The organism is Plantactinospora sp. CNZ321 (assembly GCF_004217235.1).
This window is the reverse complement of record NZ_SHKQ01000001.1, coordinates 5,440,784-5,455,196: the sequence shown is the minus strand read 5'-3', so window position 1 is coordinate 5,455,196 and position 14,413 is coordinate 5,440,784. Positions and strand designations below refer to the sequence as shown.

At 71.4% G+C, this 14,413-nt stretch carries 12 protein-coding genes; 8 read left to right on the top strand and 4 right to left on the bottom strand.

Features of this window, described 5'->3' with window-relative positions; genetic code table 11:
• The first annotated feature begins 164 nt into the window (after window positions 1-164).
• From EV371_RS23600 to EV371_RS23590, 3 genes are all read left to right on the top strand, one after another.
• On the top strand, window positions 165-1,097 hold the full coding sequence (locus tag EV371_RS23600; protein WP_130463984.1) for an ABC transporter ATP-binding protein: 933 nt from the start codon (window positions 165-167) through the stop codon (window positions 1,095-1,097).
• An 8-nt stretch (window positions 1,098-1,105) separates the two neighbouring features.
• Window positions 1,106-1,930: an ABC transporter permease gene (locus EV371_RS23595; RefSeq protein WP_130463983.1), complete on the top strand. Its 825-nt coding sequence runs from the start codon at window positions 1,106-1,108 to the stop codon at window positions 1,928-1,930.
• 472 nt (window positions 1,931-2,402) lie between these two features.
• Window positions 2,403-3,059: a hypothetical protein gene (locus EV371_RS23590; RefSeq protein WP_130463982.1), complete on the top strand. Its 657-nt coding sequence runs from the start codon at window positions 2,403-2,405 to the stop codon at window positions 3,057-3,059.
• 114 nt (window positions 3,060-3,173) lie between these two features.
• On the opposite strand, the gene EV371_RS23585 is transcribed toward EV371_RS23590, so the two are convergent.
• The 3 genes from EV371_RS23585 to EV371_RS23575 form a co-directional block, all read right to left on the bottom strand.
• Window positions 3,174-3,953 (bottom strand): ATP-binding cassette domain-containing protein, encoded by a 780-nt coding sequence (locus EV371_RS23585; protein WP_130463981.1) that lies wholly within the window; start codon window positions 3,951-3,953, stop codon window positions 3,174-3,176.
• Between the two features lie 26 nt (window positions 3,954-3,979).
• Window positions 3,980-4,768, bottom strand: a complete 789-nt coding sequence (locus EV371_RS23580) for an ABC transporter permease subunit (protein ID WP_130463980.1) — start codon at window positions 4,766-4,768, stop codon at window positions 3,980-3,982.
• Window positions 4,769-4,966: 198 nt separating this feature from the next.
• Window positions 4,967-5,980: an ABC transporter substrate-binding protein gene (locus tag EV371_RS23575; protein ID WP_130463979.1), complete on the bottom strand. Its 1,014-nt coding sequence runs from the start codon at window positions 5,978-5,980 to the stop codon at window positions 4,967-4,969.
• Window positions 5,981-6,347: 367 nt separating this feature from the next.
• Here EV371_RS23575 and EV371_RS23570 point away from each other — a divergent pair, with 367 nt between their 5' ends.
• The 5 genes from EV371_RS23570 to EV371_RS23555 all read left to right on the top strand — a co-directional run bounded on the left by EV371_RS23570 (window position 6,348) and on the right by EV371_RS23555 (window position 10,971).
• Window positions 6,348-7,199, top strand: coding sequence for a GntR family transcriptional regulator (locus EV371_RS23570; RefSeq protein WP_486484763.1), 852 nt, complete (start codon window positions 6,348-6,350; stop codon window positions 7,197-7,199).
• 36 nt (window positions 7,200-7,235) lie between these two features.
• Window positions 7,236-8,168 carry a DUF6282 family protein gene (locus EV371_RS23565; protein ID WP_130463978.1) on the top strand — a complete coding sequence of 311 codons (933 nt, stop codon included), beginning with the start codon at window positions 7,236-7,238 and terminating at the stop codon, window positions 8,166-8,168.
• 222 nt (window positions 8,169-8,390) lie between these two features.
• The gene (locus EV371_RS33920) at window positions 8,391-8,621 is read left to right on the top strand and encodes an LLM class flavin-dependent oxidoreductase (RefSeq protein WP_207230584.1); all 231 of its coding nucleotides are present in this window, start codon (window positions 8,391-8,393) and stop codon (window positions 8,619-8,621) included.
• Window positions 8,609-10,075 (top strand): FAD-binding oxidoreductase, encoded by a 1,467-nt coding sequence (locus EV371_RS23560; protein ID WP_207230583.1) that lies wholly within the window; start codon window positions 8,609-8,611, stop codon window positions 10,073-10,075. Before EV371_RS33920 ends, EV371_RS23560 begins: the two co-directional genes overlap by 13 nt.
• Entirely contained in the window at window positions 10,072-10,971 is a 900-nt protein-coding gene (locus tag EV371_RS23555; RefSeq protein ID WP_130463976.1) for an LLM class flavin-dependent oxidoreductase, read from the top strand. The genes EV371_RS23560 and EV371_RS23555 overlap by 4 nt, the downstream gene beginning before the upstream one ends.
• Before the next feature lie 270 nt (window positions 10,972-11,241).
• On the opposite strand, the gene EV371_RS23550 is transcribed toward EV371_RS23555, so the two are convergent.
• On the bottom strand, window positions 11,242-14,124 hold the full coding sequence (locus EV371_RS23550; RefSeq protein ID WP_349340999.1) for an AfsR/SARP family transcriptional regulator: 2,883 nt from the start codon (window positions 14,122-14,124) through the stop codon (window positions 11,242-11,244).
• Window positions 14,125-14,413 lie beyond the last annotated feature (289 nt).

Below are 14,413 nucleotides of genomic sequence, written 5' to 3'. Positions count from 1 at the left end.
CCGGCCGGCCGGGCCGCCGTTCCCGGGAGGGGCGACGGCCCGGCCGGCCGTGACGCGGCATGCCCCTCCGGTGGGAACACACGGGTCGGGCATGCGAACGGCACGGTCAGGACATGACGCGACGGGGGTGGGAACTGTCGCCCGCCGGCGACAGCCTGGTCCGCATGGATGATGTTGTGATCGAAGTGGACGGGCTGCGTCGCGGCTACGGGGAGTTCGAGGCGGTGCGCGGCATCGGTCTGCGGATCCGCCGGGGCGAGCTGTTCGCGCTGCTGGGCACCAACGGTGCCGGGAAGACCACCACCATCGAGGTCCTGGAGGGGCTGCAACCGGCCACCGCCGGCCGGGTCCGGGTGCTCGGGATGGACCCCCTCCTGGACCGGAGCTCGGTGCGTCCCCGGACGGGGGTGATGCTCCAGCACGGCGGATTCACGGGTGCGCTCACCGTCCGGGAGACGGTGGAGGTCTGGCGGTCCCTCACCGTCCGGCCGCAGACCACCGCGGAGGTGCTGGACCTGGTCGACCTCGGCGGCCAGCGCAACGTCGCGGTCGAGCAGCTCTCCGGCGGCGAGAGCCGGCGGCTGGAGCTGGCGTTGGCCGTGCTCGGCCGCCCAGAGGTGCTCTTCCTCGACGAACCCACCACCGGCATGGACCCGGCCTCCCGCCGCCGCACCTGGGACGTCGTCCGCCAGCTCCAGAAGGGCGGCACGACCGTGCTGCTCACCACGCACTACCTGGAGGAGGCGGAGCTCCTCGCCGACCGGGTGGCGATCATGCGGGGTGGCAGCATCGTCGCCACCGGGACGCCGGAGGACGTCGTGCGAACCCTGCCCGCGCGGATCAGCTTCCGGCCGCCGGCCACGGACGCGCTGCCCGACCTGCCGCACGCCGCCTGCCTGGTCGACGGCGACCGGGTCACCTACGAGTCGCGCCAGCTCCAGACCGACCTCACCCGGCTGCTCGCATGGGCAGACGCGGGCGGCATCCGGATCGCCTCCCTGTCGGCCCGACCCGCCACCCTGGAGGATGTCTTCCTGGACATCGCCGCCGACCACGACCCGACCGACCGGCACGCGGATCCGGAGGCCGCCCGATGAGCGGGACGATGACGACGCCGAGCTCCCACACCACCGCCACCTCGGGCGACCGCGCGACCAGGCCGTTCTGGCAGATGGCCGCGATGCTCAGGATGGAGCTGCTTGCGCTACGCCGTAGCTGGACGTCCACCGCGATGTCCGTGGTGACCCCGATGATGATCGCCCTGCTGCTGGTCAGCGAGTACCGCGACCAGACGGTGCCCGGCGTGCGCCGGGTCGTCAGCGTCACCACCCTGATCATGGTCTTCCTGGTGCACCACCACCTGACCACCGTGTACGCCGCACGCCGCCAGGAACTGGTGCTCAAACGGCTGCGCACCGGGCTCGCCTCGGACCGCACGATCCTGTTCGGCACGGCCGGCAGCACCGTGGCGATCTTCCTCGCCCAGTTCGTCGCGCTGGCCGTCTACGCGGTTCTGGTCCTCGACCTGCCGATGCCCAGGAACCCCCTGGTCATGGGGGTGGCGCTGCTTTTCGGCTGCTCGATAATGGCGGCGTTCTCGGCCGCGCTCTCCGCGATCACCCGCAGCTCCGAGGCGGCCATGCTCACCACCCTGCCAACCGTGGTGATCTTCCTGGCCACGCCGGGCGCGCTGCTGCCGCTCGGCGCGTTGCCGGAGTCGCTGGAGCGGGTGCTCTGGTTCCTGCCCAACGGCCCGTTCACCGAGGTCATGCGCGTCGGTTGGCTCGGCCGTACCGACGAGGGCCAGCCCCTGAACTTCGCCGGCGTCTTCGTCGAGACGCTGCCCTCCTTCGGGGTGCTGCTGGTCTGGCTTCTGGTGTCGCTGCTCATGGCGAACCGGTACTTCCGGTGGGAACCCCGGCACGGCTGATCGGGGCAGCGAGCGCGTCACCCGGCCTCGGGGACGTGAACATGGACCGGGCGCAGGTCGGGTGGGATCCCGGCCTGCGCCGCGGCCGCGGACGCCGGTACCGCGCCGGACTGCCGGCTCACGCCGCGCGACGGTACGCCGGGCGCGGCCTCCGTCGACCGGGCAGCTACCCCTCCATCGATGCCCTGACCGGCGTCGAGCGCCGCTGTGCCGGCCTGGGTGGACGGTCTCGCGGGCACCGCCGCCGTACCTCCGGCGGTGGTGTGACCGGCCGTCGGCCTCGTGTGTGACACTCACTCGCGTGACGTCGCCTCCACCGCCGGGTCCGCCCGGCTATCCGGGTGTGCCCTCACCACAACCCGGCATGCCCGGACCCCCGGCTGGCTTGCCCGGACCCCCGGCTGGCATGCCCGGAATCCCCGGGATGCCCGGGCCACCGCCGTCCGGGATGCCCGGGCCACCGCCGTCTGGGATGCCCGGACCACCGGGGCCGCCCGCGCCGCCGCCCGGAATCGCCGCGCCGCCGGTGCGCGCGAAGAGCAACGGGCCGCTCATCATCGGACTGATCGGTGGGCTCCTGGCCCTGTGTCTGCTCGGGGTCTGTGGGGTCGCGGTGGCGGCCGTGGTGATCAACAAGGGGGAGGACAGCCCGCAGGCCACCGCCGGAGGTGTAACTCCGCCGCCCGAGGAGGTCCGCACGACCGCTCCGGCTCCGCCTCCGTCCCCGACACCGCCTCCGCCACCGGTCGCCATCGGGCAGTGCGTCGCCGTCGACGCGGCCGGTAACCTCCTCGGAATCGGCAACTGCAACGGCAGCAGCGGCACCTACCGGGTGGTATCCGTCGATTATGGCCGGAATCCCTGTGCCGACCCCGGCGGTCCGTACATCACCGAGGACGGGTATCGGCTCTGTCTGGAGCACCACCTGGTGCGCTACTTCTGTTACAAGTTCCCGAAGGGTGACGGCTGGGTCGTCCACGCGCCGAAGTGCAAGGCGAAAGGCACCGTCCACGTCATCGACATCGTCCCGGGCGCGTCCAACGGCAACAAATGCACCCGGGACCTCCGGTGGAACCGCTGGTACCGGTTCACCCACCCGACGGTCGTCTACTGCGTCATGCAGTACTGAACCCCACTTGCTCGGCGCGGGGTCGCGTCGGCGGTGCTCCCGCTGTTCGGGTACGCGTGGGTGGTCCGGCTGACCCGGCGACGGCCGGCGTGCCGAGTCCGGCCGTCGCCGAGCTCAGCTGGTGGCCGAGGTTGCCGGCATGTGCTCGTTGAGCAGGAGTTGGTGCAGCTCGGCGGAGGCGGCGGCGACATCCTCCAGGTGCGCGTTGTGCCCGAACGAACGCGGACGCGGGATGGCGACGTTGACCAGTTTGCGCAGCCGGCCGGGACGGGCACTGAGCACCGCCACCCGGTCGGCGAGCAGCACCGCCTCCTGGATGGAGTGGGTCACGAAGACGACCGTGGTGCCGAGTTCCATGTGGATGCGCTGCAGCTCGACGGCCAACTCCTCGCGGGTCAGCGCGTCCAGCGCGGAGAACGGCTCATCCATCAGCAGCACCTTGGGGCGTTGGATGAGGGCCCGGCAGAGCGAGACCCGTTGCTGCATTCCGCCGGAGAGCTCGTGTGGGAGTCGGTCGGCGAAGGCGCTGAGCCCGGTCATCTCCAGCAGCCGGTCGGCGTGCTCGCGGTGCTGGGCCCGCGGCCAGCGGAAGATCTCCACCGGCAGCAGCACGTTGTTCCGGACGCTGCGCCAGGGCAGCAGCGCCGGGCGCTGGAACACCATGGCGACGTCCCGGCGGGGCCGTTCGACCGGGTCACCGGCGACCAGTACCTCGCCCCGGCTCGGCCGGATCAGCCCGGCGATGATCCGCAGCAGGGTGGACTTGCCGCAACCGGAGCGCCCGATCACCGCCAGGAACTCGCCGTTGCCGACGTCGAGGTTGATGTCGCGCAGTGCCTCCACCGTCCCGGATTTTCCCTGGAAGGTCCGGGAGAGCCCGGTCATCTTGATCATTGTGTCCTCCTTGCGAGGTGTCACGGTCACGACGAGATCGCCCGGGCCCACGGCACGAGGACCCGCTCCAGTCCCGTCACCAGGTAGAACAGCGAAGCGCCCATGATGGCGAGCAGGGTCAGCGCGGCGAAGGCGAGCGGCGTGTCCGCGGACTGGCTGGAGCTGACGACCACCGAGCCGAGCCCACGGTCGGGATTGGTGAGCTCGCCGATGACCGCCCCGATGATGGCCAGCGAGGACGCCACCTTCAGACCGACGAAGACCTGTGGCAGCGCCCAGGTCAGCCGGACCTTCAGGAAGGTCTGCCACCACGAGGAGGAGAGCGAGTTGGCCAGTTCGCGCAGGTCGTTGGGGACGGACGTCAGCCCGGCCATGGTGGAGACCAGGACCGGGAAGAAGCAGAGCAGCACGACCATGACGATCTTGGCGTGGATGTTCAGCCCGATCCAGACGATGAGCAGGGGAGCGAGCGCCGCCTTCGGCACCGCGTTGACCGCGGCGATCAGCGGCATGGTCATCCGCTCGATCGTGCGCGAAGCGGCGAACAGGACCGCGACGGCCGCACCGGCGGTCGAGCCGATGGCGAAGCCGGCGACCGTCTCGATCAGGGTGACTCCGGCCTGTTCGGCCAGGTGACCGGAGAGCCGCTGGAACGCCTCCACCACGTCCGGCGGTGCGGGTAGCCAGAACGGTTCGATGCTGAAGGCGATGGTGATCAGCCACCAGATCGCGAGCGCCAACAGCGTACCCAGTGCGGGGAGCCCGGCGTTGACCCACACACGTCGCAGCCCGGCGTCGGTCGTCTTGTCAGTCATGGTGAATCCCGTAGGGTCCTTTCGGGCGGCGAGGAACGCGGTGATCGCGGTGATCGAGATGCCGGACGGTGTCCCGGCGGTGCGACGAAGAAGGGACGGCAGCCGGTCCGACCACCGTCCCCGTTCGTCAGGAACGCCCGACCGCCGGCGAGGGCTACTCGGCAGCGGTCGGGTCTTGCCGGTCGTCGAGCCGCCTCGTCAGGCCTTCGGCACGATGTCGAGGTCGACGACACTCGCCGGGCTGAGGCCGGAGGGCATCAGGCCGGAGCTCTGCAGGATGGCGATGGTGCGGGCCACCCGACCCTCGTCCATCGCACCGATCGGGGCACCACCGGCCGGTACGACGTACGGGGTCATCGCCTTGATCTCACCGACCCCGGAGGCGACCGGGTACGTCGGCTCCGCCTTGTTCAGGATCGTCGCCGCCTCCTCCGGGTTGTCGATGGTGTACTGCAGGCCCTTGAGCAGAGCACCGGTGAACCGGCGGACCAGGTCCGAGTCCTTTTCGATCAGGCCGGGAGTGGTGATGATGGCGTTGCCGAACAGGTCCCGCAGGTAGTCGCTGTACGGCAGGATGACGACCTCCTTCTTGGAGGCCGCCGCCAGCGCGTCCCGACTGAGCAGGAAGGTGCCGAGCGCGTCCACCCTCCGGCTCGCCATCAGACCGTTGAGTGCGGTGGCCTGCACGCCCTCGATCTTGACGGTGGCCGGGTCGAGACCGGCCAGTTTGGCGTACGCCGGGAAGAGCAGCTCGGTGACCGAGCCCTTGCCGGTGGCCATGGTCTTGCCGGCCAGGTCCTTCGGGCCGGTGATGTCGGTGTCCTTGGTGGTCATCACCGAGATCAGCGTCTGCTGGTGCACCGCGGCGACCGCCCGCCAGTCGGTGAACTCGCCCTTGCCGGCCTGGATCACCGCACCGGTGAAGTCGAGCGAGGCGAACTGGACCTCTCCCGACTTGAGCGCCGTGAGGTTCGGCGCGTTACCCGCGCCCTTCTTGATATCGACCTCGATGCCGGCCTCGGCGAAGTAGCCCTTCTCCTTCGCCACCCAGACGAAGGAGTCCCGTCCCACGGCGCCGAACGCCGTGATGTAGGCGACCTTGTCGGTCCCCTCGGCGGACGCGTCGTCGTCCCCGTCGCCGCCGCTGCAACCGCTCACGACCAGCGCCGTGGCGAGCAGCGCTGCCGCCAGGACCCGAGAGCGTCTGAACATGTGTGCCTCCAGCTTTCGCTTGTGGATGGGCGGTCCGCAACGCACCTGCGCGGAGGATGCGGCCCTTCGCCTGAACGACACCAACCGCGCCGACCCTCGCCCGGTCGAGAATCGTAGATGACCTAGGTTCGACTTGTCACCGACGAAATCGGGCCAGTTTCTGAGGCTCAGAAGGCTCCACACCCGCTGTCGAAGCAGCCTTCTCCCAGGTCAGAGCCTTGTTGACAAGGGAAGTTCTGGCAGCAATCCTGTCAACAAGATTGTTGATAATCTAGGAGACAATGTTGCGGGCTGGCGGGCTGGAGCGGGGGACGGCGGGCGCCGGTGAGGGTTCTTACCCGGACACCTCGGGGCATACCGTCCCGAGGTGTCCGGAGTCGGTGTGGGGCCGCACGGCTACCGTCCGATGTGGATGGCTGCCGGTCGGGCACCGGCGGCTGCTCGGGAGGTGTCGCTCGACCTCGGTGACCGTGTCGTGAGTGGCGCCGTACGACCCCCGGCAACGGCGGGCCGCCGAGCGGCGGGCACGCCGCGCCCATCATCGGCCCGCTCGGCGGACGAGGCGTACCAGGAACTGCGCGGGGCCATCCACCGGGGCGAGTTGATGCCCAACGAGCGGCTGATCGAGGTCGAGTTGGCGAACCGGCTACAGGTCAGCCGGGCGACCGTCCGGACGATACTGGTCCGGCTGGCCCAGGACGGGCTGGTCGTGCTCACCCCGAACCGGGGCGCGCACGTGCGACTGGTCACCGAGGAGGAGGCGGTCGAGATCCTCCAGGTCCGGGCTGTGCTGGAGGCGCTCACGGCGCGTCAGGCCGCGCTGAACGCCACCGCCCGGGAGATCAGTACGATCCGCCGAGTGCTCGCCAGGATGGCCCGGAAGCTGGAGCAGGACGACCTGCTCGGCTACTCCGAGGGGAACGCCAAGCTGCACGCCGCGATCATCGCGGCGTCCCGGCACGAGACCGCGGCCCGGCTCATCACCGGGCTCCGGGCCCAGCTCGTCCGCTTCCAGTACCGCACCATCCTGGTGCCCAGCCGACCGGCACAGTCACTGGGCGAGCACGTCGCGGTCGTCGAGGCGATCGCCGCCCGGGACCCGGACGCCGCCGAGGCCGCGATGCGGCGACACCTCGGGCACGTCGAGTCCACTCTGGCCAACACCGCCACGGCGGTCCGGCGGCGCTCCGGCCCGTCCGACGGCACCCGTACGGCCTGAATCGGCCATGCCCATCCCTCTGCCACAAGGAGTGACATGTCAGAGCATCCCGTACCGTCCGCCCGCGCCCGCGCCCTCGTACAGGGCGCCTACGACACCCACGTACACGTCGCACCCGACGTCATGCCGCGCCGCATCGACGACCTCGACCTCGCCCACCGATTCGCCGAGGTCGGCCTCGCCGGCCTCGTCCTCAAATCCCACTACGTCCCCACCGCCGAACGCGCCGCCGTCGTCCGCAAAGCCGCACCCGGCACCGACGTCCTCGGCGCCATCACCCTCAACGGCTCCATCGGCGGCATGAACCCCACCGCCGTCGAAATCGCCGCCCGCCAAGGCGCCCGCATCGTCTGGATGCCCACCGTCGACGCCGCCAACCAACGCCGCACCACCACCACCGATCTCCCCGGCGCCACCCCCGCGATGTGGGGAGCCCTCCAGGCCGACCTACACACCCACGGGATCATCCCCAACCCCGTCGACATCCTCGACCCCGACGGGAACCTCCTCCCCAACACCCACCACGTCCTCAAAGTCATCGCCCGCCACGACCTCGTCCTCGCCACCGGTCACCTCTCCGGCCCCGAAATCCTCACCCTCATCCACGCCGCCAACCACCACGGCATCCGCCGCACCGTCGTCACCCACCCCGAATTCACCTCCCAACGCCTCACCACCGACCAACAACACGAACTCGCCGAAGCCGGTGCCCTCCTCGAACGCTGCTTCACCACCCCCCACACCGGCAAAGTCTCCTGGCACGACCTCATCACCAACATCCGCACCGTCGGCGTCACCCACTCCGTCCTCTCCAGCGACCTCGGACAACCCTTCAACCCACCCGTCGAAGACGGCCTCGCCCTCTTCGCCGACCACCTCCTCGACGCCGGCTTCACCGAACAAGAAATCCACACCATGGCAGTCGAAAACACCCGCAAACTCGCCGCGGCCGCCGAGATGGCGGCATGACCGGCCGCCGGGCGCCGCTGCGCTAGGCGGCGCGGCGATCCGTGGACCGGGGGAGCCCGGTCTGCGGATCGCCCCGCGCCGGTCACCCACCGGGCGCGGTCGGCGGTCATCGTCGCCCCCGCGCCGGCCCAGGGAACCTGGGAATATCTCGCCGGCATCCAAGGTTCGGCCAAATATCTGCTATGGAGATTATCTTGAATCAAGACGTTTAGTGGAGATCGGATGGCCATCGAGCTGGGTATCGCGCTGGACCTGCACCGGGCGAGGAGCGACCCCGAAGCATTCGTCGCGCTCGTCCGCCGAGCCGAGGCGGGCAGTCTGGACCTCGTCGTCCTGAACGACGGTGGCACCCCGGAGGGGCCTCCCGGGCTGGACCCGTGGACGACCGCGGTCTGGCTCGCCGGCCGGACCAAACACATCCAGATCGGCGTGGTCTGCCCGTGGATCGCCTGACCGCCCTGTCCGGACCGGATCGCAGCCGCCGGCGCCGCCGTTCGGCGGCCGCCCAGGCGCGGCGCCGGGCCGGAATCGACTACGACGGGGTACCGGAGTCACTGGCGGACGCGGCGATCGAGCCGGGCGACCCGACGTACCGGAGCAGCGCCTCGACCTACCTGCGGGGTGGGTCCCCCGGGCTGGTGCTCCGGCCCCGCACGCCGACGGAGGTCTCCGACGCGCTCGCCTTCGCCCGCCGCCACCGGCATCTTCCGTTCGGGGTACGCAGCGGCGGGCACGGCATCAGCGGCCGCTCGACCAACGACGGCGGTCTGGTCGTCGACGTCGGCGGGCTGAACCGGATCGAGGTGCTCGATCGGGAGCGACGCCTGGTCCGGATCGGCCCGGGAGCTACCTGGAAGCAGGTCGCGGCCGCGCTGGACCCGTACAGTTGGGCACTGGGATCCGGCGACTACGGCGGTGTCGGGGTCGGCGGGCTGGCCACCGCGGGCGGGATCGGACTCCTCTCCCGCCGGTACGGCCTCACCATCGACCACCTGCGTGCGGTCGACCTCGTGCTCGCCGACGGCACGCAGGTGCGGGCGGGCAAGGAGGAGAACCCTGACCTGTTCTGGGCGGTACGCGGAGCGGGCGCGAACTTCGGCGTGGCCACGGCCTTCGAGTTCGAGGTCGACGAGTTGCGCGAGATCGGCTGGGCGCACCTCGTCCTGGTCAGTTCCGACATGGCGCAGACCCTGCGCCGCTTCGGCGAGCTGGCGAGCACGGCGCCCCGGGACACCACGGTCTTCTTCGTCACCGGGCGACCGCGCCAGGGCCAGTCGGCCGTCCAGCTCTTCTCGGTGGTCGACGCGCAGGACCCGGAGGTCATCGTCGACCGGCTCACCCCGTTCACCGAGCTGGGTCTGCTCGCACGGGAGCGGGTCGTGCTCACCCGATACTCCGACGTCATGGCCCAGGCCGCCGACGTCGGCCCGCACGGGCACCGCGGAATGGGCGAACCGGCCTCCCGATCGGCCTTCCTGCCGGTACTCGGCGACGAGTTCGCCGACGACGCCGCACGGCTGCTCCGCAGCGGCCTGGTCCACTTCTTCGAACTGCGCAGCATGGGCGGTGCCATCGCCGACACACCAGCGGACGAGACGGCCTTCGCGCACCGCACGCCGGCCTTCCAGGTCACGGCGATGGGTGCGGACCAGGCTGCTCTCGACGTGGCCTGGGACCGCCTCGCCCACCACTTCGACGGCCTCTATCTCAGCTTCGACACCGACCTGCGCCCCGAACGGCTGCACGACGCCTTCCCACCGCGGGTACTGGACCGGCTGCGGGACCTGAAACGACGCTACGACCCGGACAACCTGTTCCGCGACAACTTCAATATCGACCCGAGTCTCGACACCCAGGCCGGGACGCCCTGCACCGCCGGGCCGACGGACGAGGAGGCAATGCCATGACCGACTACGGACACGACCTACTGTTCGGCACCTTCGTGACCCCCAGTGCGCAGAACGCCCAGCACGTGATCGACCTGGCGGTTACCGCGGACCGGTCCGGGCTGGACCTGGTCACGTTCCAGGACCATCCCTACCAGCCGGCATTCCTGGACACCTGGACACTGCTCTCCTACGTCGCCGCGCGCACCGAACGGGTACGGCTGAGCGGCAACGTGCTCAGCCTCCCGCTGCGCCCACCGGCCGTACTCGCCCGGGCCGCGGCCTCGCTCGACATCCTCAGCGGCGGACGCTTCGCGCTCGGCCTCGGCGCGGGAGCCTTCTGGGAAGGGATAGCCGCGATGGGCGCGCGTCGGCTCAGCCCGGGGCAGGCGGTCGTCGCGCTCGGCGAGGCGATCGCGATCATCCGCGACCTGTGGGACACCGACGCCCGCGGCGGGGTGCGGCACGACGGCCGCTTCTACACCACCACCGGTGCGAAGCGCGGACCACGGCCGGCGCAGGACATCGAAATCTGGATCGGCGCCTACAAGCCCCGGATGCTGGCCCTCACCGGCGCCCTGGGCGACGGCTGGCTGCCCACGATCGAGTACCTGCCCCGAGGCGTCGACTCGTTGCCCGAGCTCAACGCCCGGATCGACGAGGCCGCGGCCGGAGCCGGCCGCTCCCCGGCCGAGGTACGGCGGTTGATGAACTTCATGAACGTGGAGTTCTCCTCGACCGGCCGTGGCCTGCTGGACGGCCCGCCCGCCCGCTGGGCGGAGCAACTCGCCGAGCTCACCCTCACGCACGGGGTCAGCGCCTTCATCATCGGCCGCGACGACCACACCATCACCGAGCGGTTCGCCGCGGAGGTGGCACCGGCGGTGCGTGAACTCGTCGGGCGGGAACGCGGCTGACCCGCGGCATCCCCGCCTCGTCGACGAACCCGGGCACCGCTGACGTGGCGGTGGCCGGGGCCCTGCCCGCTCCCGCGTCGGCCCGACGGCGGCAGTGGCGGTCCGAGCCGGCCGCAGTGGCGGTCCGAGTCGGCCGCAGTGGCGGTTCCGAGCCGGTGGCCGTGGCGGTGAGCCGACGGCAGCGGCGGTGAGCCGACGGCAGCGGCGATCGGCCGACGGCAGCGGCGATCAGCCGGAGGCCGGGCCGTGGCCCGCCTCGGCGAACGGCGGCTACGCGGCGGACAGCGTGTCGCCGGTCACCGGCTCGCCACCGGAATCGCCACCACCGACCCCTCCGGATCGGTCCCCGACCTCCCCGGAGCGGAGCTGGGCGCGGATCTGCTCGGCGTCCGGGTGACCGATCTCAACGAGGATCTCCAGCGCCTGCCGCCTGGCCTCGCCGGCCGCCTCGCGGTCGCCGCCGGCATCGTGGGCGTCACCGAGACAGCGCAGTGTGTCCGCGACGTTGTACCGGTCGCCGAGCGCGGCGAAGAGGTCGCGAGCCACCTGGTAACAGGCGACGGCGTGCCGTTGCAGGCCGAGGCGCTGATGGGCGTACCCCAGGCTGTGCAGGGTGTTCGCCTCACCGCGCCGGTCGGCGATGGTCCGCTGGAGAAGCAGTGCCTCCCGGCAGTGTGACAGCGCCTCCCGGTAGTTCCCGAGCTGCGCCTCGTACCACCCGACGCCGTTGAGCGCCCGGGCCTGCCCGGGCCGGTTGAGCGCGACCCGGTTCAGTTCCAGCGCCTGCTCGGCGTGGTCCCGCGCCTCGGCGTACCGGGTCTGCCGGGCGAGCACCCTGGCGAGCCCGAGATGGACGAACGCCTGCCCGACCCGGTCGTCCAGCTCGCCGAAGAGGTCGAGCGCCAGCCGGTAGTGGGCCTCGGCCCGGGTGAGCGGACCCAGTTGGGCGTACGCGCCGCCGAGCCCGCGCTGCGCATAGGCCTGTGCCCGCTGGTCGCCGAGTCGTCGGGCGGCCTCCAGCGCGGTGAGCTGGGTGACCGCCATGTCGTGGTAGCGGCCGCCGTAGTCGAGGTGGTCCACGAGAATCCACGCCAGCTGCCACGCGTGCGCGTCGAACCCGCCACCGGCCGCACTCGTGATCGTGGCGAGCAGTACGGAGTGTTCCGCGGCGAGCCAGTGCCGGGCACCGGCGGGGTCGGCGAGGGCCTCTGGTTCCACTCCGGCCTCGGCCGGCTCGACGGTGAGCACATCCCGGTGCGGATCCAGCAGCCGGCAGGCCTCCCAGGCGGTGTGCAGATAGTGGTCGAGCACCCGGCGTACGGCGGCCCGCCGGTCCGGCTCGGCGTCCAGCTCGGCCGCCAGCTCCACGGCGTACGCCCGGAGCAGGTCGTGGCAGGCGTACCTGCCGGGCGTCTGCTCGACGACCAGGTGGGCGCGGGCCAGCTCGGCCAGCAGGAGACGTACCCGGTGCGGCGGCAGCCCGGCGAGGCTCGCCGCAGCCGGTGCGGTGGTCTCCGGACCGGGGTGCAGCCCCAGCAGCCGGAAGAGCCTGGCCGCGGCGGGACTCAGGGTGAGATACGACCAGGAGAGCACCGCCCGCACGTCGGTGGCGGCGTCGCCGATGGCGAAGACGTCCAGCCCGGCCCGGACGTCCCGCAGTTCACGGGCGAGCGCGCCGAGCGGGAACGCGGGATGGGTGTCGGCGCGGGCACCCGCGACGGCGAGGGCGAGGGGTAGCCGCGCGCACGACGCGATGATCTCGTCCACGGCCTGGGGCTCGCCGTCCAGCCGGGCGGCACCGAGGCGACGGGCCAGCATCTCGCGCGCGTCGTCGACGGTCAGCAGGTCCAGGGTCACCGGGTGCGCACCCTCGGCCGCGACCAGCCCGGTCAGGCGGTTCCGGCTGGTCACCAGGACGAGGCTGCCGGGGGTGCCCGGTAGCAGTGGACGGACCTGCTCGATGTCCCGGGCGTTGTCCAGCATGACCAGCATCCGCCGGCCCGCCAGCAGGCTGCGGTAGAGACCGATCTGTGCCTCCAGGCCGGCGGGGACCCGATCGGGAGGCACGGCCAGGGCGTCGAGGAATCCGCGTACCGCCTCGGCGAGGCTGGTCAACGCCCCGGTCGGGTCGAAGCCTCGCAGGTTCACGTACAGCTGCCCGTCCGGGAACCGCTCGGCGACCCGGTGCGCCCAGTGCACCGCCAGGGCGGTCTTGCCGACTCCGGCGGTGCCGGACACCACACAGACCGGCACCGCGGTGGCGTCTCCACCGGTGCCGGAGAGGATGGCGTCGAGCCGGGCCAGCTCGGTCGCCCGGGCGGCGAACCCCCGTACGTCCGACGGCAGTTGCCTGGGCACGGTGGCCGGTCCGGCGGGCGGCCCGGCACGTGACGCGGGCGGTGCCGTCGCCACCGCCTCCCGGCGCAGGATCCGCTGGTGGAGGTTCTGTAGTTCACGGCCCGGCTCGGTGCCGAGTTCGTCGCGGAGCACCCGGCGGGCATCCTGGAAGGCCTTCAGCGCTTCCGCCGGGCGTCCCGCGCCGCACAGCGCGAGCATCAGCCGGATCCACAGGTTCTCCCGGAGCGGATGCTGGAGGACCAGGCGACGCAGCTCGCCGATCAGGCCGTCGTGTTCACCCAGCGCCAACCGGGCGGTGGCGTGTTGCTCGACGGCGCTGAGGTGCCGCTCCTCCAGTTGGGCAACCTCTGCCCAGAGGCGCGAGCCGACCGGCAGCCCGTCCAGCGGAGTGCCGCGCCACAGCGCCAGCGCCTCCTGGTAGCACTCCGCGGCCCGCCCGAACTCGCCGTCGTCCTGGGCCTGCCGGGCCCGGGTGACCAGATGGGAGAAGGTCTCGATGTCCAACTCGCCGGGAAGCACCCGGAAGAGGTAGCCGCCGGCGTCGGTGACGAGCCGGGAGGCGTCCGCGCCGGCCTGCTGCAACCGCTGCCGTAACCCGGCGACGTACGTCCGAATGTTGGACTCCGGGCTGACGGGTGGGGTTTCCCACACCACCTCGGTCAGGTACTGACCGGTCACCACCTCGTTCGCTCGCAGTAACAGGGCCGCGAGTACGGCGCGTTGACGCGGCCCGCCCAGCGGGACGCTCACTCCTGCGTGCCGCACGTCCAGCGGCCCCAGCACTCGAAGTTCCACCCCGCTCCTCACTCACGTCGACCGGTCCGACGTCCGGAGAGACGAGCCCGTACGGCGTCAGACAGCCACACTCTCGGAACAGAACAACATGCAGCGCCAATATAGGGGACGAATCGGCGGGTGCGCCATGACGCCTGGGCGGGATCTGGGCGCAACCTGGGCGCTTCGTTTCGGATGGTTCTACCCGCGCTCGGCTCGGCACGTGCGGCGCGCCCGGTCCCGTCATGACCGGAGCGCACGCTCCGACGCCCCGGGCCAGGAGCGGCCGGGGCAGAGACCCGGCGGCGAC

Excerpts from the sequence above, each read along its gene's own strand:
- EV371_RS23585 (WP_130463981.1), bottom strand. The coding sequence starts at position 3,953 with ATGATCAAGATGACCGGGCTCTCCCGGACCTTCCAGGGAAAATCCGGG.
- EV371_RS23555 (WP_130463976.1), top strand. The coding sequence starts at position 10,072 with ATGACCGACTACGGACACGACCTACTGTTCGGCACCTTCGTGACCCCC.
- EV371_RS23575 (WP_130463979.1), bottom strand. The coding sequence starts at position 5,980 with ATGTTCAGACGCTCTCGGGTCCTGGCGGCAGCGCTGCTCGCCACGGCG.
- EV371_RS33920 (WP_207230584.1), top strand. The coding sequence starts at position 8,391 with ATGGCCATCGAGCTGGGTATCGCGCTGGACCTGCACCGGGCGAGGAGC.
- EV371_RS23600 (WP_130463984.1), top strand. The coding sequence starts at position 165 with ATGGATGATGTTGTGATCGAAGTGGACGGGCTGCGTCGCGGCTACGGG.
- EV371_RS23590 (WP_130463982.1), top strand. The coding sequence starts at position 2,403 with ATGCCCGGACCACCGGGGCCGCCCGCGCCGCCGCCCGGAATCGCCGCG.
- EV371_RS23565 (WP_130463978.1), top strand. The coding sequence starts at position 7,236 with ATGTCAGAGCATCCCGTACCGTCCGCCCGCGCCCGCGCCCTCGTACAG.
- EV371_RS23580 (WP_130463980.1), bottom strand. The coding sequence starts at position 4,768 with ATGACTGACAAGACGACCGACGCCGGGCTGCGACGTGTGTGGGTCAAC.
- EV371_RS23595 (WP_130463983.1), top strand. The coding sequence starts at position 1,106 with ATGACGACGCCGAGCTCCCACACCACCGCCACCTCGGGCGACCGCGCG.